Source organism: Streptomyces roseoviridis (assembly GCF_039535235.1).
In the GTDB taxonomy this organism is placed as follows: Bacteria; Actinomycetota; Actinomycetes; order Streptomycetales; family Streptomycetaceae; genus Streptomyces; species Streptomyces roseoviridis.
Genome location: NZ_BAAAWU010000001.1, coordinates 2544883 through 2567824, shown reverse-complemented (window position 1 = coordinate 2567824; position 22942 = coordinate 2544883). Strand labels below are relative to the sequence as shown.

Annotated in this window: 20 protein-coding genes; 11 read left to right on the top strand and 9 right to left on the bottom strand. The window is 74.6% G+C overall.

Going from position 1 to position 22942, the window contains the following annotated elements; all coding sequences use genetic code 11:
* The first annotated feature begins 60 nt into the window (after positions 1-60).
* Both ABD954_RS11340 and ABD954_RS11335 read left to right on the top strand, forming a co-directional pair.
* Positions 61-921: a PHP domain-containing protein gene (locus tag ABD954_RS11340; RefSeq protein WP_345485799.1), complete on the top strand. Its 861-nt coding sequence runs from the start codon at positions 61-63 to the stop codon at positions 919-921.
* 327 nt (positions 922-1248) lie between these two features.
* Positions 1249-1854, top strand: a complete 606-nt coding sequence (locus ABD954_RS11335; RefSeq protein WP_345485798.1) for a MarC family protein — start codon at positions 1249-1251, stop codon at positions 1852-1854.
* Positions 1855-1956: 102 nt separating this feature from the next.
* On the opposite strand, the gene ABD954_RS11330 is transcribed toward ABD954_RS11335, so the two are convergent.
* Positions 1957-2109, bottom strand: a complete 153-nt coding sequence (locus ABD954_RS11330; protein WP_345485797.1) for a hypothetical protein — start codon at positions 2107-2109, stop codon at positions 1957-1959.
* A gap of 108 nt (positions 2110-2217) precedes the next feature.
* Here ABD954_RS11330 and ABD954_RS11325 point away from each other — a divergent pair, with 108 nt between their 5' ends.
* Positions 2218-3135: an NYN domain-containing protein gene (locus tag ABD954_RS11325; protein ID WP_345485796.1), complete on the top strand. Its 918-nt coding sequence runs from the start codon at positions 2218-2220 to the stop codon at positions 3133-3135.
* On the opposite strand, the gene ABD954_RS11320 is transcribed toward ABD954_RS11325, so the two are convergent.
* The gene (locus tag ABD954_RS11320; protein ID WP_345485795.1) at positions 3053-4009 is read right to left on the bottom strand and encodes an alpha/beta fold hydrolase; all 957 of its coding nucleotides are present in this window, start codon (positions 4007-4009) and stop codon (positions 3053-3055) included. The genes ABD954_RS11325 and ABD954_RS11320 overlap by 83 nt on opposite strands.
* Positions 4010-4189: 180 nt before the next feature.
* Positions 4190-7087: a DEAD/DEAH box helicase gene (locus tag ABD954_RS11315; protein ID WP_345485794.1), complete on the bottom strand. Its 2898-nt coding sequence runs from the start codon at positions 7085-7087 to the stop codon at positions 4190-4192.
* A gap of 478 nt (positions 7088-7565) precedes the next feature.
* Here ABD954_RS11315 and ABD954_RS11310 point away from each other — a divergent pair, with 478 nt between their 5' ends.
* The gene (locus tag ABD954_RS11310) at positions 7566-8297 is read left to right on the top strand and encodes a ferritin-like fold-containing protein (RefSeq protein ID WP_345485793.1); all 732 of its coding nucleotides are present in this window, start codon (positions 7566-7568) and stop codon (positions 8295-8297) included.
* 42 nt (positions 8298-8339) lie between these two features.
* Here the strand turns inward: ABD954_RS11310 and ABD954_RS11305 are convergent, their stop codons facing one another.
* The 4 genes from ABD954_RS11305 to ABD954_RS11290 form a co-directional block, all read right to left on the bottom strand.
* Positions 8340-8609: a hypothetical protein gene (locus tag ABD954_RS11305; protein WP_345485792.1), complete on the bottom strand. Its 270-nt coding sequence runs from the start codon at positions 8607-8609 to the stop codon at positions 8340-8342.
* Positions 8610-8768: 159 nt separating this feature from the next.
* A complete protein-coding gene (locus ABD954_RS11300) occupies positions 8769-8996 on the bottom strand; it encodes a DUF3107 domain-containing protein (RefSeq protein WP_345485791.1) in 228 nt (75 codons plus the stop codon).
* Positions 8997-9140: 144 nt separating this feature from the next.
* Positions 9141-9800, bottom strand: a complete 660-nt coding sequence (locus ABD954_RS11295) for a TetR/AcrR family transcriptional regulator (protein ID WP_345485790.1) — start codon at positions 9798-9800, stop codon at positions 9141-9143.
* A 270-nt stretch (positions 9801-10070) separates the two neighbouring features.
* On the bottom strand, positions 10071-10286 hold the full coding sequence (locus tag ABD954_RS11290) for a hypothetical protein (protein WP_345485789.1): 216 nt from the start codon (positions 10284-10286) through the stop codon (positions 10071-10073).
* A 164-nt stretch (positions 10287-10450) separates the two neighbouring features.
* On the opposite strand from ABD954_RS11290, the gene ABD954_RS11285 reads away from it, so the two are divergent.
* The 7 genes from ABD954_RS11285 to moeZ all read left to right on the top strand — a co-directional run bounded on the left by ABD954_RS11285 (position 10451) and on the right by moeZ (position 19467).
* A complete protein-coding gene (locus ABD954_RS11285) occupies positions 10451-11437 on the top strand; it encodes an alpha/beta fold hydrolase (protein ID WP_345485788.1) in 987 nt (328 codons plus the stop codon).
* A gap of 8 nt (positions 11438-11445) precedes the next feature.
* On the top strand, positions 11446-13035 hold the full coding sequence (locus tag ABD954_RS11280) for a DUF3152 domain-containing protein (RefSeq protein ID WP_345485787.1): 1590 nt from the start codon (positions 11446-11448) through the stop codon (positions 13033-13035).
* Between the two features lie 216 nt (positions 13036-13251).
* On the top strand, positions 13252-14946 hold the full coding sequence (locus tag ABD954_RS11275) for a DUF3492 domain-containing protein (protein ID WP_345485786.1): 1695 nt from the start codon (positions 13252-13254) through the stop codon (positions 14944-14946).
* Positions 14947-14959: 13 nt separating this feature from the next.
* On the top strand, positions 14960-16333 hold the full coding sequence (locus tag ABD954_RS11270) for a hypothetical protein (RefSeq protein WP_345485785.1): 1374 nt from the start codon (positions 14960-14962) through the stop codon (positions 16331-16333).
* Between the two features lie 193 nt (positions 16334-16526).
* The gene (locus ABD954_RS11265; protein WP_345485784.1) at positions 16527-17489 is read left to right on the top strand and encodes an NAD-dependent epimerase/dehydratase family protein; all 963 of its coding nucleotides are present in this window, start codon (positions 16527-16529) and stop codon (positions 17487-17489) included.
* A complete protein-coding gene (locus tag ABD954_RS11260; RefSeq protein ID WP_345485783.1) occupies positions 17477-18214 on the top strand; it encodes a spherulation-specific family 4 protein in 738 nt (245 codons plus the stop codon). The genes ABD954_RS11265 and ABD954_RS11260 overlap by 13 nt, the downstream gene beginning before the upstream one ends.
* Positions 18215-18288: 74 nt before the next feature.
* On the top strand, positions 18289-19467 hold the full coding sequence (gene moeZ / locus ABD954_RS11255; protein ID WP_345485782.1) for an adenylyltransferase/sulfurtransferase MoeZ: 1179 nt from the start codon (positions 18289-18291) through the stop codon (positions 19465-19467).
* Positions 19468-19527: 60 nt separating this feature from the next.
* Here the strand turns inward: moeZ and ABD954_RS11250 are convergent, their stop codons facing one another.
* A complete protein-coding gene (locus ABD954_RS11250; protein ID WP_345485781.1) occupies positions 19528-21099 on the bottom strand; it encodes an alpha/beta hydrolase in 1572 nt (523 codons plus the stop codon).
* A 90-nt stretch (positions 21100-21189) separates the two neighbouring features.
* Positions 21190-22764: an alpha/beta hydrolase gene (locus ABD954_RS11245; protein ID WP_345485780.1), complete on the bottom strand. Its 1575-nt coding sequence runs from the start codon at positions 22762-22764 to the stop codon at positions 21190-21192.
* Positions 22765-22942 lie beyond the last annotated feature (178 nt).

The following is a 22942-nucleotide window of genomic DNA, read 5'->3' as shown; positions in this document are numbered from 1 at the left end:
ATTCGCCCGTTATGCTGGAGCGTCCCCATCGTCCGCCCCCGTACCCTGGAGCCCCGCGTCGTGCGCATCGATCTGCACACCCACTCCACGGCGTCGGACGGCACGGACACCCCGGCCGAGCTGGTGCGCAAGGCCGCCGCCGCCGGGCTCGACGTGGTCGCGCTGACCGACCACGACACCACGCGCGGACACGCCGAGGCGGTCGCGGCCCTGCCCGAGGGACTGACCCTGGTCCCGGGAGCCGAGCTGTCCTGCCGCCTGGACGGCGTGAGCCTGCACATGCTGGCGTACCTCTTCGACCCCGAGGAGCCCGCCCTCCTCGCCGAGCGCGAACTGGTCAGGGACGACCGGGTGCCGCGGGCGCGCGCCATGGTCGAAAAGCTCCAGGCGCTCGGCGTCCCCGTCACCTGGGAGCAGGTCGCCCGGATCGCCGGCGACGGCTCCGTGGGCCGCCCGCACGTCGCCGAGGCCCTCGTCGAGCTGGGTGTCGTGCCGGACGTGTCCGGTGCCTTCACGGCCGAGTGGCTCGCCGACGGCGGCCGCGCCCACGTGGCGAAGCACGAGCTGGACCCGGTGGACGCGATCCGCCTGGTCAAGGCCGCCGGCGGGGTCACCGTCTTCGCCCACCCGCTGGCCGTCAAGCGGGGCGAGTGCGTGCCGGAGTCCGCGATAGCCCGCCTGGCCGAGGCCGGTCTGGACGGCATCGAGGTCGACCACATGGACCACGACGAGCCGACCCGCGCGCGGCTGCGCGGTCTGGCGAAGGAGCTGGGGCTGCTGGCCACCGGCTCCAGCGACTACCACGGCAGCCGCAAGACCTGCGGCCTCGGCGACTTCACCACCGACCCCGAGATCTTCGGCGAGATCACCCGCCGTGCCACGGGCGCCTTCCCGGTGCCGGGCGCCGGCGGACGCGTCTAGCCGGGCGCCGGTCCTCCGGCGCGGCGCAGGCCGCAGGCCGCACCCGATCCGCCGCCGGGACCGTCCGTCTCGGGCGCCGCTCCGCGGGGCCCCTCGGGGGAATCCCGCCGGGTGACTCCTCGGCCGCCCCCGGGTGACCGTTCGGGTGATCCCTCGGGTTGACCGCGAGCGGTCGGTGCCCGCGCCGCCGAGACCGGTCCTGTCCGTGTCCGACCACGTGCTCGTGATCGGCGCGTCCTTCCTCCTGCCGGGCTGCATCTTGCCCTTGCTCCGGAATCCCCAGTTCCGGATGTTCTTGTACACCCCCTTCCCGCAAGGCTCTTCACCGTGTTCGACGTCGCCGTCTTCGGCTCGCTGTTCCTGACGCTCTTCGTGATCATGGATCCCCCCGGGATCACCCCGATCTTCCTGGCCCTCACCTCCGGCCGCGCCGCCAAGGTGCAGCGCCGCATGGCCTGGCAGGCCGTCGCGGTGGCCTTCGGTGTCATCACCGTCTTCGGCATCCTGGGCCAGCAGATCCTGGCCTATCTGCACGTCTCCGTGCCCGCCCTGATGATCGCGGGCGGTCTGCTCCTGCTGCTCATCGCGCTCGACCTGCTCACCGGCAAGACCGACGAGCCCAAGCAGACCAAGGACGTCAACGTCGCCCTCGTACCGCTGGGCATGCCGCTGCTCGCCGGCCCCGGCGCCATCGTGTCCGTCATCCTCGCCGTGCAGCACGCCGACAGCGTCGCCTCGCAGGTGTCCGTGTGGACGGCCATCGCCGCCATGCACGTGGTGCTGTGGCTGACCATGCGCTACTCGCTGGTGATCATCCGGGTCATCAAGGACGGCGGTGTCGTCCTGGTGACGCGCCTCGCCGGCATGATGCTCTCCGCCATCGCCGTGCAGCAGATCATCAACGGCGTGACCCAGGTGATCCAGGGCTCCTGAGCGGCCGGGCTCCCGCACCTGCCACTGCGCCCCCGTACGGATTCCGCTGCTGCGGAGTCCATGCGGGGGCGCGGTGTGTCTGTGTGCGGTACCGGCGCGGCGTTACGAGGCCGTGCTGTCGGCCGGACGGATCCAGATGCGCTGGCCGATCGAAGCGGCCTGCTGCACGATCCCGTTGACGGAGGCGGCGTCCACGACGGTCCGGTCGACGGGCGTACCGTCGATGTCGTCGAGTCGCAGAATTTCGAAGCGCATGGGCTTCTCCCTTCGTCTGAGTTGATCCTCCTGGTGGAGAACTGCGTGACGTACGGGTTCAACGGGATGCAGCCTGCAAACATTCCCTACGCTAAGGAAATTTTTTGGATGACTAACTACCCGCCGGTAGGGAACGACGGCCAGGGAGAGATCCTGGCCCGCCTGGAGCGCACCAATGAGCTCCTGCAACGGATGCTGGCCGAGGTGGCCAAGACCCCGTCCACCCACGCCATCTTCGTCGACGCGGGTTACGTCTATGCTTCGGCCGGATTGCTGGTCGCGGGCACCGAGGACCGCCGCAACTTCGACCTCGACGCCGAGGGCCTCATCGACGCCTTCATCGACACCGCGCGCACGATCTTCGCCGACAGCCGGCTGCTGCGCGTCTACTGGTACGACGGAGCCCGGCGCCGCATCCACACCGCCGAACAGCAGGCGGTCGCCGAACTGCCCGACGTCAAGGTCCGCCTCGGCAACCTCAACGCCAACAACCAGCAGAAGGGCGTCGACTCCCTCATCCGCAGCGACCTGGAGTCCCTCGCCCGGCACCGCGCCATCAGCGACGCCGCCCTCGTCGGCGGCGACGAGGACCTCGTCTCCGCCGTCGAGGCGGCCCAGGGCTACGGGGCCCGCGTCCACCTGTGGGGCATCGAGGCCGCCGAGGGGAGCAACCAGGCCGAGCCGCTGCTCTGGGAGGTCGACAGCCGGCGCGTCTTCGACCTCGACTTCTGCCGCCCGTACGTGACCCGCAAGCCCGTCACCCTGTACGAGAACGAGGGCGAGCCCCCGCCCTCGCGCGACGAGGTCCGTTTCGTCGGCGCGCAGATCGCCGCCGCCTGGCTCGCCGAACGCGGCCGCGACCGGCTCGCCGAACTCCTCCCCGGCGACCCCTATCTGCCGGGCTCCTTCGACCAGGACCTCCTCGTCGAGGCGGAACGGCTCCTCAGCCGGTCCCTGCGCGGTCACCCCCCGCTGCGCCGGGCGCTGCGGGACGGCTTCTGGCAGCACCTGCGGGCGCAGTACTGACCTGTGCCGCCAGGTCCCAGAACGCGGTGAGCCGGGCGGCCAGCTCCTGGGGGTGCGACACATTGGGGGAGTGACCGGCGCCCACCACCACCGTGTGGTGTGCGCCGGTACGGGCGGCCGCCGCCGCCAGCGCCGCCGTCGGCCAGACCATCTCCTCGTCGCCGTACGCGATGTGCAGCGGCATCCCGAGCCCGGCCAGCGCGACCAGGGCTGCCGTGCCGTCCGGATCGCCCAGGAGCAGCCGCCCCGCGCCCGACAACTGGGCGATCCGGGTGGCCATCCACCGCCGCCGCAGGAACGCCACGATCTCGTCCGGATCCGCCGGGCCCGGCTGCTCGCCCCGGCTGTCCAGCCAGCGGGTCGCCCGCCACACCCGCTCCTTCGGCAGCAGCGCGAGCGCGCCCCGCAGGGCCCGCACCCGCACCCGCTGCGGCCGGGCGACCCGCCCCGGGCCGGAGGACAGCAGGGTCAGCGAGGCGAAGGCGTCCGGCGCGAGCTCGGCCGCCGCGCGGGCCACCAGGCCGCCGAACGAGTGGCCCAGCAGATGCACCGGCCCGTCGCCCAGCGCCGCCGCCTGCGCGACCACGTCGAGCGCGAGCGCCTTGCGCCGGTAGGCGGCCCGGCCGCGCGGCCCGGGAGTCTCGTGCTGCCCGCGCCCGTCCACGGCGACCGCCCGGTACCCCGCCTCGCCCAGCGGACCGAGCAGGGCCAGGAAGTCCTCCTTGCTGCCCGTGTACCCCGGCAGCAGCAGCGCGGTGCCGCGCGGCACCACCGTGGCGGCTGCGGTGTCCAGGACGGCGAACCCGCCCCGCGCGGTGACGAGCCGATGGGCACGGGTGCGCGGCGGCAACGCCAGGGACCGGGGCTTGCTCATACAGGGACTGTAACCGGATCCGCCGGTACCGCCCGCGGGCGCGGTGCGGTGCGGGGGAGGGGGCGCGACGCGCTCCGGGCGCGGCGGCCACCGGCGCGCGAGCCGGCGCCCCGCCGGGGGTACGACGCACCGTGGCCCGGCCCCTCAGAAGAGGGGCCGGGCCACGGTGTCGCTCGGTGCCTACGCCTGGGCCGGAGCCTCCGGCTGGGCGGCGGCCTTCTTGGCGGCGCGCTTGCGCGGGGCCTTCGGGGCCTCGGGCGCCTCGGCCGTCTCCGCGACGGCCTTCTTCGTCGTACGCCGACGGGTCGTCGTCTTCGGCTCCGACGCCTCCGGCGCCTCGGCGACCACGGCCTTCTTGGCGGCCCGCTTGCGCGGGGCCTTCGGCGCGGCCTCGGCGGCGGTCTCGGCGACCGGCTCGGTGACGGCCTTCTTGGCGGTCCGCTTGCGCGGCGCGGCCTTCTTCGGCTCCTCGGCCTCGGCCGGAACCTGCGCCGTGCCCGCGTCCGGCGCCTCGGCGACCACGGTCTTCCTGGCGGCCCGCTTGCGCGGGGCCTTCGGCGCGGCCTCGGCGGCGGTCTCCTCGGCGGTCTCGGCGACCGGCTCGGTGACGGCCTTCTTGGCGGTCCGCTTGCGCGGCGCGGCCTTCTTCGGCTCCTCGGCGGGCGTCTCGACCGGCGCGGCCTTCTTCGGCTTCTCGGCGGGCGTCTCGACCGGCGCGGCCTCGACGATCACCACGGCCTCGGCGGCCGGGGTCGACGTGACCGGGCTGGACACCCGGCGGGTCGCCCGCCGGCGGGCCGGCTTCGGCTCCTCGACGGGAGCGGCGGCCGGGGCCTCCGGCTCCTTCGGGGCCTCGACGGTCTCGGACGTGGTCGTCACCGGACGCGTCACGCGGCGACGCTGACGCGGCGCCGGGGGAGCGGTCACGACGGCCTCGGCGGCCTGCGCCGGTACGACGGCGGTCGCGGTGGTCGCCTCGGGGGCCTTCTTCGGCTCCTCGGCGGCCTGGGCCGGGACCTTGCCGGCCTTGGCCCTGGTGGCGGCCAGGGCGGCGGCGGCCGTCTCGACCGTCTGGAAGGACACGGTGTCCTCGGCCGGACGCCGCACCCGACGGCGGCGCGGAGCCGGCGTCTCGACCGGGGCGGCCACGGTGACGGAGCCGGAGACCGAGGTCTCGGCGGCCGCCGCGCGCGCTCCGCGGCCACGGCGGCGGCGCGGTCCGGCCTCCTCGGCGGCCGGGGCCGGCGCCTCGGCGGCCGGGGCCGGCGCCTCGGCGGGCCGGGAGGTCTCCGCGGCGACGGGAGCCTGGGCGGTGCGGTCCTCGGCGGCCCGCTTCCGGGTGCGCCGGGCACGCGGCTCGACGGGGGCGGCCACCTCGGCGGCCGGGGCCTCGGCGACGGGGGCCTCCACGGACGGAGCCTCCACGGCGGGAGCCTCCGGGGCCGGGGCCTCGGCCACGGGGGCCTCGGCGACGCTGCCCTCGGCGGACCGGGTGCGGGTGCGGGTGCGGCCCGTGCGGGCCTCCGGCGCCGGGGCGGGAGCCTCGACGGCCGGTGCCTCGACGGCCGGTGCCTCGACGGTCGGTGTCTCGACGACCGGCGCCTGCGCGGCGGGTGCCTCGACGGCGGCCGGCTGGGCGCCCGCGACCGGGATGCCCTGACCCGTACCGCCCGTGCCGCGCGTACGACGGCGGCGGGGGCGGCGCGGGCCCGACGAGGCGTCGTCGGTGTCCGGGCCGGCGGCCGGGGCGGTGGACTGCTCGACGGCGTCCGTGAGGCTCTCGCCACCCCGGGTGCGGCGGCGCTGGCGCGGGGTGCGGGTGCGCGCCGGGCGCTCCTCGGTCCGCTCCTGCTTCTCCTGGCGCGGGCCACGGCCACGGCGGCCGCCCGGCTCGCCCAGGTCCTCGAGCTCCTCCGCGTCGAGGCCCGCACGGGTCCGCTCGGCGCGCGGCAGGATGCCCTTGGTGCCCTCGGGGATGTCCAGCTCGCTGTACAGGTGCGGGGAGCTGGAGTACGTCTCGACCGGGTCGTGGAAGTCCAGCTCCAGCGCCTTGTTGATCAGCTGCCAGCGCGGGATGTCGTCCCAGTCGACCAGCGTGATCGCCGTACCGCTCGCGCCCGCGCGGCCGGTGCGGCCGATGCGGTGCAGGTAGGTCTTCTCGTCCTCGGGCGTCTGGTAGTTGATGACGTGCGTGACGCCCTCGACGTCGATGCCGCGCGCGGCGACGTCGGTGCAGACGAGCACGTCGACCTTGCCGTTGCGGAAGGCGCGCAGGGCCTGCTCGCGGGCGCCCTGGCCGAGGTCGCCGTGGACCGCGCCGGAGGCGAAGCCGCGGCGCTCCAGCTGCTCGGCGATGTCGGCCGCCGTGCGCTTCGTACGGCAGAAGATCATCGCGAGCCCGCGGCCGTTGGCCTGCAGGATGCGGGAGACCATCTCCGGCTTGTCCATCGAGTGCGCGCGGAAGACGTGCTGCTTGATGTTGGCGACGGTGACGCCCTCGCCCTCGGGCGAGGTGGCGCGGATGTGCGTGGGCTGCGACATGTAGCGGCGGGCCAGGCCGATGACGGCGCCCGGCATGGTCGCCGAGAACAGCATGCTCTGGCGCTTCGCCGGAAGCATGCCCATGATCTTCTCGACGTCGGGCAGGAAGCCGAGGTCGAGCATCTCGTCCGCCTCGTCCAGGACCAGGGCCCGGACGTGCGAGAGGTCGAGCTTGCGCTGGCCGGCCAGGTCGAGCAGGCGGCCCGGGGTGCCGACGACGATGTCGACGCCCTTCTTCAGGGCCTCGACCTGCGGCTCGTAGGCGCGGCCGCCGTAGATGGCGAGGACGCGGACGTTGCGCACCTTGCCCGCGGTCAGCAGGTCGTTGGTGACCTGCTGGCACAGCTCGCGGGTGGGGACGACGACGAGCGCCTGCGGGGCGTCGGTCAGCTGCTCGGGCTTGGCCCGGCCGGCCTCGACGTCCGCCGGGACGGTGACGCGCTCCAGGAGGGGGAGGCCGAAACCGAGGGTCTTGCCCGTACCGGTCTTGGCCTGGCCGATGATGTCGGTGCCGGTGAGGGCGACCGGAAGGGTCATCTCCTGGATGGGGAAGGGAGAAACGATGCCGACGGCTTCCAGGGCCTCGGCGGTCTCGGGAAGGATCCCGAGGTCTCGGAACGTAGTCAGGGTGCTGCCTCTTCTGTGAGACGCGGCGCGAGGCGAACGAAGGGGGTCTCACCGTGCCGGGAACCTCCGGCGGGATCGGGAGATCTCCACCGGGTGGCGCGGGACCACTGCCGTCGCTCGAGCGTCTTGCCGCTGAGGGACCCTTCGGCGGGCCGCCGGAAGGGCTGTCGGGCCGGAGCCGATCGGGCCACCGACCGGGCATCCTCATTCATGAACCGGCCCACGGAGTACGTCCGAACGTGCGAAAGCATGTCCGCATACTCAGCAGGCGCATTACCACTGTACCCCGGAATCGCGCATGTGTGTCGGGAGAATTCGCGACGAGGCCACGGTCACACCGGCCGACCGGCACGGAGGGCGGTCGGCGGAGCGGGCTATTGTGCGCTTCATGGAGACGCCTGACAACGCCACACCCACCGGTATCGCCGCCCAGGACTGGGCCACGGCCTCCGCCGTGCCGCAGTACCGGGCCGCCGTGATCGACCTGCTCGGCGCGCTGGCCTACGGCGAGCTCGCGGCCTTCGAGCGGCTCGCCGAGGACGCCAAGCTGGCGCCGACCCTCGCGGACAAGGCGGAGCTGGCGAAGATGGCCTCCGCCGAGTTCCACCACTTCGAGCGGCTGCGCGACCGGCTCGCCGCCGTGGACGCCGAGCCGACGACGGCGATGGAGCCGTTCGCCCGGGCGCTGGACGACTTCCACCGCCAGACCGCCCCGTCCGACTGGCTCGAGGGCCTGGTCAAGGCGTACGTGGGCGACTCGATCGCCAGTGACTTCTACCGGGAGGTCGCGGTCCGCCTCGACTCCGACACCCGCGCGCTCGTGCTGTCCGTGCTCGACGACACGGGCCACGGCAACTTCGCCGTGGAGAAGGTCCGCGCGGCGATCGACAGCGACCCGCGCGTGGGCGGGCGCCTCGCCCTGTGGGCCCGCCGGCTGATGGGGGAGGCCCTGTCCCAGGCGCAGCGCGTGGTCGCCGAGCGCGACGCGCTGTCGACCATGCTGGTCGGCGGTGTCGACGGGATGGCCGCGGGCTTCGACCTCGCGGAGGTCGGCCGGATGTTCTCCCGCATCACCGAGGCGCACACCAAGCGGATGGCCGCGCTCGGCCTGGCCGCGTAACGACGCCGGAGACCTCGGGGGCCCTCGGGCCCCTCGGGCCCCTCACACCGTCGCTGATCGGCGCAGTCGGCGCGAGGCCGGACGGAGCAGCAGCGAGAGCAGCACCGCCGCCACCGCGACCGCGCCGGCCACGGTGGCCAGGAAGTGCCCCGGGCCGAGGGCTCCGTGGGTCACCAGCGCGCCGAAGACCGCGCCGAGCGACCCCGTGGCGAGGACCCGGCCCCGTGCGGGAAGGCGGCCGGAGAGCCGGTGCACGGCGGCCCAGGCCAGGGCCAGACCGAGCAGAGCGGAACCGAGGGCTTCCAGGAACAAGCGGATCACCTCGCGTGCGGTGCGGGGCGGGCAGATCGGTCACACCCGTCCTACCCGGTCACTCGTGATGACAACCCTCCCGCCACCCCTGGGAGGTCCGCACGAAGAAGGAAGGCCCGGTGGATCTCCCCACCGGGCCTTCCCTGTCCGCGGATCCGCTCAGAGCGCGCCGAAGCCCACCCGGCGCACCGCCGGCTCGCCGATCTCGATGTACGCGATCTTCTCGGCCGGAACGAGGACCTTGCGGCCCTTCTCGTCCGAGAGGCTGAGCAGCTGCGCCTTGCCGGCCAGCGCGTCGGAGACCGCGCGCTCGACCTCCTCGGCGGACTGCCCGCTCTCCAGAACGATCTCCCGGGGTGCGTGCTGCACGCCGATCTTGACCTCCACGGCTATGTCCCTCCGAACGGTCGGCTTGCGCGTGGATCCGCGCCGTACCCGGCCCACATTAGCCGGTGAGGGAACGGACACGGCGCGCACAGGAACGCCCAGAGCGAACACCGCCGCCGGGGCGGTGCGCCCGCCGGGCCGGGGTCAGTGACCCTCGGCGCCCAGCTGACCCTCCGCAGGGTGCAGCGGGAAGCCGGCGATGCCGCGCCAGGCGAGCGAGGTCAGCAGGGCCACCGCCTTGTCCCGGGGCACCGGGGACTCGCTGGAGAGCCAGTAGCGGGCGACGACCTGGGAGACGCCGCCGAGCGCCACGGCGAGGAGCATCGACTCGTCCTTGGACAGGCCGGTGTCCTCGGCGATCACGTCGGAGATCGCCTCCGCGCACTGCAGCGAGACCCGGTCGACGCGCTCGCGCACGGCCGGCTCGTTGGTCAGGTCGGACTCGAAGACGAGCCGGAAGGCGCCGCCCTCGTCCTCCACGTACGCGAAGTAGGCGTCCATGGTCGCCGCGACCCGGAGCTTGTTGTCGGTGGTGGAGGCCAGGGCCGTGCGCACCGACTGGAGCAGCGCCTCGCAGTGCTGGTCGAGCAGGGCGAGATAGAGCTCCAGCTTGCCGGGGAAGTGCTGGTACAGCACCGGCTTGCTGACGCCGGCCCGCTCGGCGATGTCGTCCATGGCGGCCGAGTGGTAACCCTGGGCGACGAACACCTCCTGGGCCGCGCCGAGGAGCTGGTTGCGTCGGGCACGGCGCGGCAGGCGCGTGCCCCGAGGGCGTGCTGCCTCTGTCTGCTCGATGGCGCTCACGCCGCCTCCCAAATGTCGATCCATGCGCGCATTGGCGTCGCGCCGCCATCGTACTTTTGGGTAACCCGGCCGTGCGCGGTGCGAACGCAGAATTTCACGGACCGGACGCCCGGGGCGAGAGGCGACGGGCAACAAGATGGTCATGCAATCGAACGAAACGACAAAGGCTCCCCGGGCTACTCGGCGGTAGTGATTCAGGGGCACCGGGGCGCAGAGGCGCACGCCCGCGCGTACGGCAGGCCCGTCCGGCCGTCGGCGGCGGTCGTCGCGTCAGCGGTAGTCGTCCTCGTCGAGTGCCACCACCCGCGCCTGTTCCACGGCGTCCGCGTCGTTCGCCGACTCGGGCAGACGGCTGAGCGGCTCGTCCTCGTGCTGCTGCAGCTCGGTCTGCTGCTCGGCCGCGTCGGCCTCCGGGATCTCCTCGTCGAGCACCTGGGCGTCCTCTTCCTCGGCGAATGTGTCCGGCTCGGTCGGGTCGGCGGTCATGCGGCTCCTTCCGGCAGGCGGGTCCGCGGGTCCTGTCCGATGACCCTCACCTCCGAGCGTAGGAGTTCCCGCGCCGTGCCGCACCCCCTCCCGCGCCGTGCCGCGCTCCTCTTGTGACGCCACCCACACGCGCCCGGGCGTGATCGTCTCGTAATATCGCTGCCATGTCCTCGACCGAGCTGCCGGAAACCCGGACCGTCGACGCGCCGCCCGGGGCCCGGTCCCGCACCGTGCGGATCGCCGACGGCGAGCGGCTGCGTACCGTCACGCTCCCCGCACTCACGCTGACGGTACGGTCCCGGCCCGGCGACCGGCCGGGGCTCCCGCCCGCGCTGTACGTGCACGGACTCGGCGGCTCCTCGCTGAACTGGTCGGCCCTGATGCCGCTGCTCGCCGACCTCGTCGACGGCGAGGCGGTCGACCTGCCCGGCTTCGGCGTCTCGCCGCCGCCGGACGACGGCGACTACTCCGTCACCGCACACGCCCGCGCGGTCATCCGGCTGCTCGACGCCTCCGGCCGCGGCCCGGTGCACCTGTTCGGCAACTCGCTGGGCGGCGCGGTCGCCACCCGCGTCGCCGCCGTGCGGCCGGACCTGGTCCGCACCCTCACCCTGATCTCACCGGCGCTGCCGGAACTGCGCGCCCAGCGCGGCGCCTGGCCGACCGCGCTGCTCGCGCTGCCCGGGACGGCGGCGCTCTTCGCCCGGCTCACCAGGGACTGGACCCCCGAGCAGCGGGTCCGCGGCGTCCTCTCGCTCTGTTACGGGGATCCCGGCCGGGTCACCGACGAGGGCCTGCGGCACGCCGTCGAGGAGATGGAGCGGCGGCTGGAGCTGCCGTACTTCTGGGACGCGATGGCGCGCTCCTCGCGCGGCATCGTCGACGCGTACACGCTGGGCGGCCAGCACGGTCTGTGGCGGCAGGCGGAGCGGGTGCTCGCGCCGACGCTGCTGGTGTACGGCGCCCGCGACCGGCTGGTGTCGTTCCGGATGGCGCGCCGGGCGGCGGCCGCCTTCCGCGGCTCGCGGCTGCTCACGCTCCCGGACGCCGGGCACGTGGCGATGATGGAGTACCCGGAGGCCGTCGCCGCGGCGGCGAGGGAGCTGATCACCGACGCCGCGCGCGCGGCGTCGGCCGAGGGCGGGAGCTGAACCGGACCGTGGGACGACATAGTCGCAAGGGCCCCGCCGCCCCGCCGCCCGGCACCGGGCAGCGGGAAGCCGCGGGGCCGGGGGCGGGCACGGGACGGCGCAGGCGCCTGGAGGGGCAGCCGCCCCCGAGGTCACCCCAGCCCCCGCACCCCTACGACCTCCAGGGGCCGGCCGCCCCGGCCGGCTACGACACGCCGGCCCAGGGCACCCCGTCCTACGGGACCGCGCCGTACGCGAACCCCTCCCAGGGGGCTCCGGTGCACGGCGCACCCGCCCAGGGCACCCCGGCGCAGGGCACTCCTTCCTACGGCACCCCGCCCCTCGGCACTCCTGCGCACGGCGCACCCCGGCACGGGAAGCCGTCCGGCGGTCCGCAGACCCACGAGACCCCGGCCCAGGGCACGCCCGGCTACGGCACCCCGGGCCGGCGCGCGCCCCGGCACGGGGCTCCGCCGTCCGGGGGGCGTCGGCAGGGGCCCCCGGCCCACGGCGCACCGTCTCCCGCCGCACCCGTCTCCGACACCCCGGTCCACGGCACCCCCCGCTACGAGGGGCCGCACGACCCCACGGCCACCGGACCCTCCGTACGCGGCGGTCATCCGGTCCACGACGAGGGCCGCCCCCACGCGTCCCCCGCCGGACCCTCCGTCCCCGGACCGCGCCGCGCTCCGGCTCCTCCGGCGCGGCAGCCGCGGGGTCCCGTCGCATCGGACGAGGCGGAGGACTCCCGTGAGGCGTACGAGGCCGGTGAGACGGGTGAGGAGCGCAGGACCCCCAGGACCGGCGGGACCGGCCGCACCCTCACCGGGATCGCCGCGGCGGCGATCACCACCGTGCTCGCCGTCGTCGTCGCCGGTCAGGTCGCCGAGCGCGAGAGCGGCGCCGCGCCCCGGCCCCAGGCGGCCGACGCGCCCACCGGCCGGATCGGTGCCGAGAGCCCCGCGTCCCGCTCCGACGAGCGGGCGGCTCCGGCGCGACCGGTGCCCGCCGCGCCACCGTCGTACGAACAGCTGATGACCCGCCAGTTCCCCGTCGACCCGCGCCTGAGGGGCTCCGGACGGTTCGCCGCCGTCCCCGGCTTCGACAAGGCGCCCGGCAAGGGCCGCAAGATCCGCTATCGGGTCGACGTCGAACAGGGGCTCGGCCTCGACGCGGCGCTGTTCGCCCAGGCGGTGCAGAAGACCCTCAACGACCGGCGCAGCTGGGCCGGGAACGGGGCGATGACCTTCGAGCGGATCTCCTCCGGGGAGCCGGAGTTCGTCGTCACCCTGGCCAGCCCGGGGACCACCGGCGACTGGTGCGCCAAGTCCGGCCTCGACACCACCATCGACAACGTCTCCTGCGACTCCGCCTCCACCGAGCGCGTGATGATCAACGCCTTCCGCTGGGCGCAGGGCTCGGAGACCTTCGGGCCGAAGGCCATGCACGCCTATCGGCAGATGCTCATCAACCACGAGGTCGGACACCGGCTCGGGCACAGTCACGTGATCTGCCGCACGCCCGGGGCGCTCGCCCCCGTGATGCAGCAGCAGACCAAGTCGCTGGACATCGACGGCGTCAAGTGCCGCCCCAACCCCTGGGTGCACCCCGGGAGTTGACCCCCAGGCCCGCACCACGGCCTGACTCACCGTGACCGTTCCGCCGCGTAGCGCGACGGAACGCGAACGCGGTGGGAAAGTTACGTGCATTCACCCCTTCCGGTGGTGCGACGGACAACCGTCCGTCGCACCGGCGGCATATCCGCTTACGTTCTTCCCGCTGCGGGTCACCGGACCGAACGGTGACCGCCGTCACGGGAGAACGGGGGTGTGCTCATGCGGATCGGACTGCTCACGGAGGGTGGCTACCCGTACGCCACGGGTGAGTCCGGACTCTGGTGCGACCGGCTCGTCCGCGGCCTCGCCCCGCACGAGTTCGACCTCTACGCCCTCGGGGGCGACGCCCGCCGCGAAGCCCCCGGCCGGCTCCCCCTCCCGCCCAACGTGCGCGGCGTGCGGACCGCCCCGCCCGGCCCCGACGAGCACGACGGCCGCGGACACGGCCGGCGCGAACGGCGCCGCTTCGAGGCCGCGTTCAAGGACCTGGCCGACGGCATCTGCGCCGAACCGTCAGCCGCGCCCACGCCCGACGACGAGGCCGCCCAGCGGTTCGCCGCCGGTCTGTACGGACTCGCCGACCTCGCCCGCGGACACGGCGGACTGACCGCGGCCCTCCGCTCCGAGTCCGCCGTCCGCATCCTGGAGTCCGCCTGCCGCGCCCCCGGCGCACGCCGCGGCGTGGCCGCCGCCACCGTCCCCGACCAGCTCGCCTTCACCGACCAGCTGGAGCGCGCCCTGCGCCCGCTCTCCCTCGACTGGTACGGAGAGGAGGAAGGTCCCGCCCGCACGGGCCGGGACGGTGCCGGCCCGGACGGCGGGGCGGGCGGCCTCGGACTCGTCGACCTCTGCCACGCGGCCTCGGCCGGTGCCGCGGCCCTCCCCGGCCTCCTGGCCAAACGCTTCTTCGGCACCCCGCTGCTGGTCACCGAGTACGGCGTCCAGCTCCGCGCCCACTACCTCGCCGCCACCGGCGCGACCCTCGCCACCCCCGTACGGGCCCTGCTCGCCGCCTTCCACGGCCGCCTCGCCGGCGAGGTCTACCGCAGGGCCGACCTGCTCACCCCCGGCAACACCCACGCCCGCCGCTGGCAGGAGAAGTGCGGCGCCGAGCGGTCGCGGCTGCGCACGGTCTACCCCGGCATGGACGCCGAACGCTTCGCCGAGGTCGGCGAGGACGAGGAGAGCGGCGACCCGACGACCCTCGCCTGGATCGGCCGCGTGGAGCCCGCCAAGGACCTCGTGGCGCTGCTCCACGCCTTCGCCGAGGTGCGCAGGCAGCAGCCGGACGCCCGGCTGCGGATCATCGCCGCGCCGGTCCGCGAGCCCGGGGCCGCCGCCTACCTGGCGCACTGCCGGGCCCTCGCCGCGCAGCTCTTCCCCGACGAGGCGGCCGGCCGGCACGCCGTCGGCGAGAACCCCGTCTCCTTCGAGGAGCTCGGCGGACCGGAGGCGCCCACCCTGGAGGACGCCTACGCCGCTTCCTCCGTCGTCGTCCTCTCCAGCGTCGTCGAGGGCTTCCCCGTCGGCCTCGTCGAGGCGATGTTCTGCGCCCGGGCCACCGTCTCCACGGACGTCGGGGCCGTCGTCGAGGTCATCGGCGGGACCGGACTCGTCGTCCCCCCGCGCAACCCCAAGGCGCTCGCCGACGCCTGTCTCGCGCTGCTGCGCGACCCCGGGCGCCGGCACCGCCTCGGCGCCGCCGCCCGGGCCCGCGCCCTCGAACTCTTCACCGTGGAACAGAACCTCGCCGCGTTCCGCGGCATCTACCTCGAACTCCTCTCCCACTCACCGGTCCGCCGCCGCGTCACCAGCGAGGTGCCCTTCGCCCACCCGGCCGAGGCCCACGTGCCCGGCAGCTGGGCCAACCAGCCGGTCACCGCCGCGGCCGGCACGGGAGAGCCCGATGCCTGAAGGAGGCACACCCATGCGCGGCCCCGCCGCCCCCACCAGCCCCGGCCCCTGGGACTCGCGCTCCGAGGCCCTGCTCACGACCCCGGCCCTCGCCCCGGCCGGTGCGGGCACGTCCGCCGCCCCAGGGGCCCCTGCCGAAGCGATTCAGCAGCCCGACACCGCCCCCCGGCGCCCGCATCCCGCACCCGGCCCGGCGCCCGCCCCGGCATCCGCCCCGGCTCCGGTTCCGGCTCCGGCCTCGGCTACGACGCCCGCCCCGGCTCCCGCCCCGGTTCCCGCCCCCGCCGCTGCCGGGTTCCGTGCCCGACGTGGCCCCGCCGACCCCGTCAAGGCGCTGATGCACCGCCACCGGGACCTGTGCGAACGGGCCGTCGACGCCCTGGAGATCGCCGCCGGCCTCGAAGCGCACGGGGTGACCGACCGCACCGCCGCCCGTTTCCGCCACCGTGACGTCTTCTCCCTCGCCGAGGAGCTCTACGCCCGCGTGCCCCGGAGCGCCACGACCTCCGCGCGCACCGCCCCCGAACCGGCGCCCCGTGCCCGGCGCGCCGTCCGGGCGCTCGCCGCGTGCGCCCCCGGTGCCGTCGCCGTCCTCGCCACCGCCGGGCTCGCCCTCACCACCGGGGCACTCCGGCTCGTGGCCGGGGCCCTCGGCGCCCTCGGCCTGGCGGCCGCGCTCCTGATCGCCGTCCGCCGAGGGCCGCTGCGCGCCCAGGGGCGTGGCACCGCCGCCCCGCTGTGGACCCTCTGGCTGCTGGGCTACGCGGCGGCCGGCGACGGGCTCCTCGACCAGTTCCTCACCGGCGGACCGGACGTGGGACCCGCCCTCGTCACCGTCCTCGACGGCCCCGTCGAGGACGGCTGGGCGGTCGACACCGGACCGCTCCTGGCGCTCGCCCTCTCCGTCGCCCCCGCCGCCTGGTGCGTCCACCTCTTCACGGCAGGCGCCCGCCGCAGGCTCGCCGCCAGCCGCGGTCTCGACGACTTCGCGGCGGGCGCCCGCCCGCTGCTCCTCGGCACGGTCGCCCTCCACCTGGCCGCGCTCGCCGGACTCCTCGTCCTGACCGGGTTCCACCCCGGAGCCCTGGCGCTCGGCGCCCTCCTCCTGACCGCCCGGCTCCTGGCAGCCCACGGCTTTCCCGAAGCCGCCTCCAGCGCCCTCGCCGCCGCCTGCGCGGCCGAGGCCCTCGTCCTCGCCAGCGTCCTCGCCGCCCGCCTCCCGGGCCTGGACGTCCTCGGCACCCCGGCCCGTGCGCTCGTCGGGCTCGCGGGACCGGCGGCCGTGCCCACCCTCGCCTGCGGCGGCGCGGCCCTCGCCCTGCTCGTCCACGCCACCGCGGCGCTCTCCCGGGCCTCGGCCCACGCCGGCCACCGCCCCGACGCCTGACCCACCGCACGAGCCGTCCCGCGCACCACCGCACGAGCCACCACAGGACCCACCCCCCACGCCCGACCCGCCCCCGGCGCACCCGCGGAGCCGACGCCGCGGGCACGCCCCTCCGCAATCCCTCCCAAGGAGAAGAAACAGACATGACGCCCCAACCCCATGCCACGGCCGGTCGGCACGAAGGGGTCGCACGATGAGGGTGCTGCTGCTCGGAGCCAACGGATTCATCGGCCGGTTCGTCGCCGACCGACTCCTCGCCGACCCCGCGGTGCACCTCACCGCCCTCGGCCGCGGCGACGACGCCGACGTCCGGTTCGACCTCGCCACCGGCAGCCCCGGCGCGCTGACCCGGTTCCTGGACGCCGTCCACCCCGGAGTGGTCGTCAACTGTGCCGGAGCCACCCGCGGCGGCGCCCGCGACCTGACCCGGCACAACACCGTCGCCGTCGCCACCGTCTGCGAGGCCCTGCGCCGCAGCGGCTGCGGCGCCCGCCTCGTCCAGGTCGGCTGCGCCTCCGAGTACGGGCCGAGCCAGCCCGGCTCGTCGACCGCGGAGGACGCCGTGCCCCGGCCCGGCGGCCCGTACGGCGTGTCCAAGCTCGCCGCGACCGAGCTCGTCCTCGGCTCCGGCCTGGACGCGGTCGTGCTGCGGGTCTTCTCGCCGGTCGGCCCCGGCACCCCGGCGGGATCCCCGCTCGGCCGGCTCGCGGAGGCGATGCGCCGCGCCATGCAGTCGGGTGACGGCGAGCTGAAGCTCAGCGGCCTCGGCGTGCAGCGCGACTTCGTGGACGTCCGCGACGTGGCCCGCGCCGTCCACGCCGCCTCGCTGTCCGCCGCCCAGGGCGTGGTCAACATCGGCACCGGCCGCGCCGTGAAGCTCCGCGACGCCGCCGCCGTCCTGGCCCGCGTCGCCGGATACGCCGGGCAGCTCCACGAGCTCGACGGGCCTCCGTCGCGCCCCGTGATCGGTGCCCCGCGCACCGAGGCGTCCATCGCCGAACAGCTGGCCGCCGCCCCCTACCCGTACCCCGACGGCTGCGGCCCCTGGCAGCAGGCCGACGTCCGCACGGCCCGCGACCGGCTCGGCTGGCGCCCCCGGATCAATCTGGAGGAGTCCCTGGCCGACATCTGGATGGAGGCGGCATGCCGCATCTGACCAGGGCCCACACGGTCACCGAGACGGGGATCGGCGTGCCGGGCTACGCCCACCCGCTCCTCGCCCCCGTCGAGTGGGCCGAGCTCACCCGCCCCGGCACGCCCGTCCACTGGGCCGTCCTCAACGTCGCCGAGGGCCCCGGCGACCGGCCCGACCCGCACTGCCTGGAGGCGGCGGGCAAGCTGCGGAACGCGGGCGTGCGGGTGCTCGGCCACCTCGACCTGCGCCACGGCTCGCGGCCCTTCGGCGAGGTCGTTTCGGAGGCCCAGCGCTTCCTGGACTGGTACAAGGCCGACGGCTACTACCTGGACCGCTGCCCCGCCGACCGGGCCGACCTGCCCGGCGTACGGCGGATCGCCGCCACCCTGGAGGCGCTCCGGGACGGCGAGGCCCATCTCGTCCTGGGCCACGGCACCCACCCGTACCCGGGCTACGCCGAAGCCGCCGACCAGCTGGTCACCTTCTCCGGGGCCTGGGCCGACTACCGCTGGTCGCAGGTGGCGGAGTGGACGGCCGACCATCCGGCGGGGAAGTTCGTCCACCTCGTCCACGGCGTGCCCCGCACCCACCTGGAGGAGGCCCTGCGGATCGCCCGCTGGCAGGGGGCGGGCACGGTCTTCATGACCGACCGCCGGGGCCACCCCGGACAAAGCGACCAATTCCACACGCTGCCCGGCTACTGGGACGAAATCGTCTCGCGTATCGGACGGGGAGTCTCGGAATGAGAAGAGGCGTGGCAGTGTTACGGGGAGAACAACCGTCTTCATGACATCCCGACCAGCGTATTGATGAGGTCTCCGTGTCGCTGCCACCCCTGGTCGAGCCGGCTGCCGAGCTCACCGTCGACGAGGTCCGCAGGTACTCCCGCCACCTGATCATCCCGGACGTCGGGATGGACGGGCAGAAGCGCCTGAAGAACGCCAAGGTGCTCTGTGTCGGCGCCGGCGGCCTCGGCTCCCCCGCGCTGATGTACCTGGCCGCCGCCGGCGTCGGCACGCTCGGCATCGTGGAGTTCGACGAGGTCGACGAGTCGAACCTCCAGCGCCAGATCATCCACAGCCAGGCCGACATCGGCCGGTCCAAGGCGGAGTCGGCGCGCGACAGCGTGCTCGGCATCAACCCGTACGTGAACGTGATCCTTCACGAAGAGCGGCTCGAGGCCGAGAACGTGATGGACATCTTCAGCCAGTACGACCTGATCGTCGACGGCACCGACAACTTCGCGACCCGGTACCTGGTCAACGACGCCTGCGTGCTGCTGAACAAGCCGTACGTCTGGGGCTCCATCTACCGCTTCGACGGCCAGGCATCGGTCTTCTGGTCCGAGTACGGTCCCTGCTACCGCTGCCTCTACCCGGAGCCCCCGCCGCCGGGCATGGTCCCCTCCTGCGCCGAGGGCGGCGTCCTGGGCGTGCTGTGCGCGTCCATCGGCTCCATCCAGGTCACCGAGGCCATCAAGGTCCTCGCGGGCGTCGGCGAGCCGCTGGTCGGCCGCCTGATGATCTACGACGCCCTGGAGATGCAGTACCGCCAGGTCAAGGTCCGCAAGGACCCCGACTGCGCGGTCTGCGGCGAGAACCCGACCGTCACCGAGCTCATCGACTACGAGGCCTTCTGCGGCGTCGTGTCCGAGGAGGCCCAGGAGGCGGCGCTCGGCTCCACGATCACTCCCAAGCAGCTCAAGGAGTGGATCGACGACGGCGAGGCCATCGACATCATCGACGTCCGCGAGCAGAACGAGTACGAGATCGTCTCGATCCCGGGCGCCCGCCTGATCCCGAAGAACGAGTTCCTGATGGGCAACGCCCTCCAGGACCTCCCCCAGGACAAGCGGATCGTCCTGCATTGCAAGACGGGTGTCCGCAGTGCGGAAGTCCTCGCCGTGCTCAAGTCCGCGGGCTTCGCGGACGCGGTGCACGTCGGCGGCGGCGTGATCGGCTGGGTCAACCAGATCGAGCCCGAGAAGCCGGTCTACTAGGCGTACGGCGGAAGGGCCCGGACCTCGCACGAGGTCCGGGCCCTTCCGCGTCCCGCCGGACTACGAGCAGGTCGTCCCGTACGCCGGGACGTCGCCGTCCAGGAAGTACGCGTCGACCGTCCTCGTGGCGCAGGCCGACGTGCCGTACGCCCCGTGGCCCTCGCCCTTGTTGGTGACGAGCACCCCGACGCCCTCGCCCAGCTCCTTCGCCATCTTCTCGGCGCCCTCGTACGGGGTGGCCGGATCGCCCGTCGTGCCGACGACCAGGATCGGGGCGGCGCCGGGCGCGCTCGCGTCGACGTCCCGGGTCTCGCCCTTCACCGGCCACCCGGCGCACCAGCCGGCGGTGTCCCAGGCGAGGTAGGCGCCGAACACGGGCGAGAGCCGGCGGAACTCCGGCAGCAGTGCCCGCGCCTGTGCGGGAGTGGGGCGCTCGGCGGAGTCCGCGCAGGAGATCGCCCGCTGGGAGTGCGACTGCGTCGCGTAGTGGCCGCTCTCGTCGCGGTCGTTGTACCAGTCGGCGAGCCGCAGCAGCCGGGTGCCGTCCCCGCGCTCGGCCTCCTCCAGCGCCTTTGTCAGCAGCGGCCAGTTGGACTGCCCGTACAGCGTCACCGCGATCCCGGTGGTCGCCAGGCCCTCGGTGAGCCGCCGCTCGCCGACCCGCAGCGGCTCGCGGTCCAGCTTCCGCAACAGCCGGGCGATCCGCTCGGTCCCCGCCCGCGGCGTCTGCCCGGTCGACCTCAGGTAGTTGTCCAGGGCCCGCTGGAAACCGATCGTCTGGTTGCGGGCGTGCCCGGCGGTGTCGGCGGTCGGGTCGACCACCGCGTCCAGGACGAGCCGGCCCACCCGGGAGGGGAAGAGGTGGGCGTAGGCGGCGCCGAGCTCCGTGCCGTACGACATGCCGAAGTAGTGCAGCTTCTCGTCGCCGAGCACCTGTCGGATCAGGTCCAGGTCGCGGGCCGTGTCGGTGGTCCTGGTGTGCGGCAGGACGGTGCCGGAGCGGCGGGCGCAGCCCGCGGCGAAGGCGGCGTTGTCCTTCAGGTAGGCGGCCTCCTCGGCGGGCGTGTCCGGGGTCAGGTCGACCGTCTTCTCCGCGGCGTCCTGCTCGGCGTCGTCGCGGCAGACCACGCCCGCGCTGCCGCCGACGCCCCGCGGGTCGAAGGAGACCAGGTCGTAGCGCTCGCCGAGCTTCCCGTACTCCGCGGCCGCGCGCGGCAGGATGTCGACGCCCGACGCGCCGGGCCCGCCGAAGTTGAAGAGCAGGGAGCCGAGGCGACGCCCGCGGTCCGTGGCCTCCTTGCGGACGAGGGCAACCGGGAGGGTCGCGCCGGCCGGCTTCGCGTGGTCGAGGGGCACCCTGACGGTCGCGCAGCGCCAGTCGGAACCGGGCGCCCGGCCGCCTTCGGGAGCGGGGCAGCTCTTCCAGTCCGGGCGCTGCCCGGTGAGGGAGGAGGGCAGCGACGAACCGGCGCCGTTCGTCGCGGCGGGCGCGGACGAACCCGCGCCGTGCGGGGCGGTCGGTCCGGCCGGGGCCGGCGGGGCGTCGCCGCCGGAGGCCGTACAGCCCGCCGCGAGCACTCCCGCGAGCGCGAGCCCCGCTCCCTTGCGTATGAACCCGCTCCCGCTCGCCATGGCGCCCCCCGTGATCCGTTCCGGACGGCCATCGTAGGCGGCGCCGCCGTGGCCCGGCGGCGCCCGTGCGCCGCGCGTCCCGCCGCTTGGCTAGCCGCAGACGGTTCCGCTCCTGGGCACCTTGCCGTCCAGGAGGTACGCGTCGGTCGCCCCCTTCACGCAGGGGTTGCCGCTGTTGTAGGCGCCGTGCCCCTCGCCCCGGTACGTGAGTTCCACGCCGACGCCCTTGCCGAGGGCGTCCACCATCGCGCGGGCGCCCTCGTACGGGGTGGCCGGGTCGCCGGTGTTGCCGATCACCAGGATCGGGGCCGAGCCCGTGGCCGAGACGTCGGGGTGGTCCCAGCTGCCGGGCACCGGCCAGGACGAGCAGCTGGAGAGGGCCCAGCCCATGAAGTCGCCGAAGACGGGGGAGACGGCACGGAACTTCGGCAGCCGTTCCCTGGCCTGGCCGAGCGTGTAGCGCTCCTTGTAGTCCACGCAGTTGATGGCGGTGTTGGCGGACTGGATGTTGCTGTAGACGCCGTTCTGGTCGCGGCCGTTCATGGAGTCCGACAGGGCGAGCAGCAGGGCGCCGTTGCCGCCGTCCGCCTCGTCCAGGCCCTGTTCCAGATAGGGCCAGAACTCCTTGGAGTACAGGGCCTGCGCGATGCCGTTCGTGGCCTGGCTCTGGGTGAGCTTCCGGTCGCCGATGCCCTCGATGGGCTTCTTGTCGAGGGACGCGAGGAGATCGGTGACGAACTTCTCGATCTCGGCGACGGAGGAGCCGGGCAGGGTGCACTCGTCCCCGCGGGCCACGCAGTCCTTCGCGAAGTTGTCCAGCGCCAGCTGGAAGCCCTTCGCCTGGCCGAGGGCGCCGGCCTCCACCCCGGCCCCCGGGTCGACGACGGCGTCGAAGACGGCGCGGCCCACGTGGGAGGGGAAGAGGTGGGCGTAGACGCCGCCGAGCTCGGTGCCGTACGAGATGCCGAAGTAGTGCAGCTTGTCGTCACCGAGGACCCGGCGCATCAGGTCCATGTCGCGGGCGGCGTTCTCGGTGCCGAGGTGGGGGAGCCTCTTGCCCGAGTCCCTCTCGCAGCCGTCCGCGTACTTCTTCTGCGCCTCGGACAGGGCCCGTTCCTCGGCCGCGTCGTCGGGCATGAAGTCGAGGGCGTAGTAGGCGTCGAGCTCCCGGTCGGTGGCGCACTCCACGGGCGCGCTGCGGCCGACGCCGCGCGGGTCGAAGGAGACCAGGTCGTAGCGGGAGCGCAGCGTCTCGAACTTCTCGGCGAAGCCGGGCAGGCCGTTGACGCCGGAGGCGCCGGGGCCGCCGAAGTTGAACAGGAGGGAGCCGATGCGCCGGCTCCGGTCGCGGGCTCCGGCCCGGATGAGGGCCAGGTCGACGGTCTCCCCGTCGGGCTTGGCGTAGTCGAGCGGCGCGGTCATGAACGCGCACTCCCACGGCGCGCCGCCCGGCAACGGGGACGGCACGGGACCGCCGCCCTCCGCCGCGGACGGGGGCCGGCACGGCGACCAGTCGAGCTTCTGCGCCGCGAGTCCGTCGAGCCCGCTCGGCCCGCCGGTCTCGGGAGCGGCCGCCTTCCCCCCGTCGTCGGAGCACCCGGCGGTCAGCAGCAGGGCGGCGGTCGCGGTGGACAGGACGGCTCGCTTGGCGACGGAGATCGGCATGGCCCCATCGTCGGCCGCCCGCCCGGCCCCCGCGCGGGCGGAGGTCCAAGCGGGTGGCCCCACGCCCCGCGCCGGAGCCAGCGTCGGAGCCCCGGCCCCACGGGCCCGCGCCCCGGGCGCCCGGCCCCGCGCCGGAGCCCCCGCCCCACGGACCCGCGCCCCGGGCGCCCGGCCGACC

What these genes read in the sequence shown, in the direction of transcription:
- ABD954_RS11330 (WP_345485797.1), bottom strand. Translation starts at nt 2,109, where the DNA reads ATGCGCTTCGAAATTCTGCGACTCGACGACATCGACGGTACGCCCGTC.
- ABD954_RS11325 (WP_345485796.1), top strand. Translation starts at nt 2,218, where the DNA reads ATGACTAACTACCCGCCGGTAGGGAACGACGGCCAGGGAGAGATCCTG.
- ABD954_RS11320 (WP_345485795.1), bottom strand. Translation starts at nt 4,009, where the DNA reads ATGAGCAAGCCCCGGTCCCTGGCGTTGCCGCCGCGCACCCGTGCCCAT.
- ABD954_RS11315 (WP_345485794.1), bottom strand. Translation starts at nt 7,087, where the DNA reads ATGACCCTTCCGGTCGCCCTCACCGGCACCGACATCATCGGCCAGGCC.
- ABD954_RS11310 (WP_345485793.1), top strand. Translation starts at nt 7,566, where the DNA reads ATGGAGACGCCTGACAACGCCACACCCACCGGTATCGCCGCCCAGGAC.
- ABD954_RS11290 (WP_345485789.1), bottom strand. Translation starts at nt 10,286, where the DNA reads ATGACCGCCGACCCGACCGAGCCGGACACATTCGCCGAGGAAGAGGAC.
- ABD954_RS11285 (WP_345485788.1), top strand. Translation starts at nt 10,451, where the DNA reads ATGTCCTCGACCGAGCTGCCGGAAACCCGGACCGTCGACGCGCCGCCC.
- ABD954_RS11275 (WP_345485786.1), top strand. Translation starts at nt 13,252, where the DNA reads ATGCGGATCGGACTGCTCACGGAGGGTGGCTACCCGTACGCCACGGGT.
- ABD954_RS11270 (WP_345485785.1), top strand. Translation starts at nt 14,960, where the DNA reads ATGCGCGGCCCCGCCGCCCCCACCAGCCCCGGCCCCTGGGACTCGCGC.
- ABD954_RS11265 (WP_345485784.1), top strand. Translation starts at nt 16,527, where the DNA reads ATGAGGGTGCTGCTGCTCGGAGCCAACGGATTCATCGGCCGGTTCGTC.
- ABD954_RS11260 (WP_345485783.1), top strand. Translation starts at nt 17,477, where the DNA reads ATGCCGCATCTGACCAGGGCCCACACGGTCACCGAGACGGGGATCGGC.
- ABD954_RS11250 (WP_345485781.1), bottom strand. Translation starts at nt 21,099, where the DNA reads ATGGCGAGCGGGAGCGGGTTCATACGCAAGGGAGCGGGGCTCGCGCTC.
- ABD954_RS11245 (WP_345485780.1), bottom strand. Translation starts at nt 22,764, where the DNA reads ATGCCGATCTCCGTCGCCAAGCGAGCCGTCCTGTCCACCGCGACCGCC.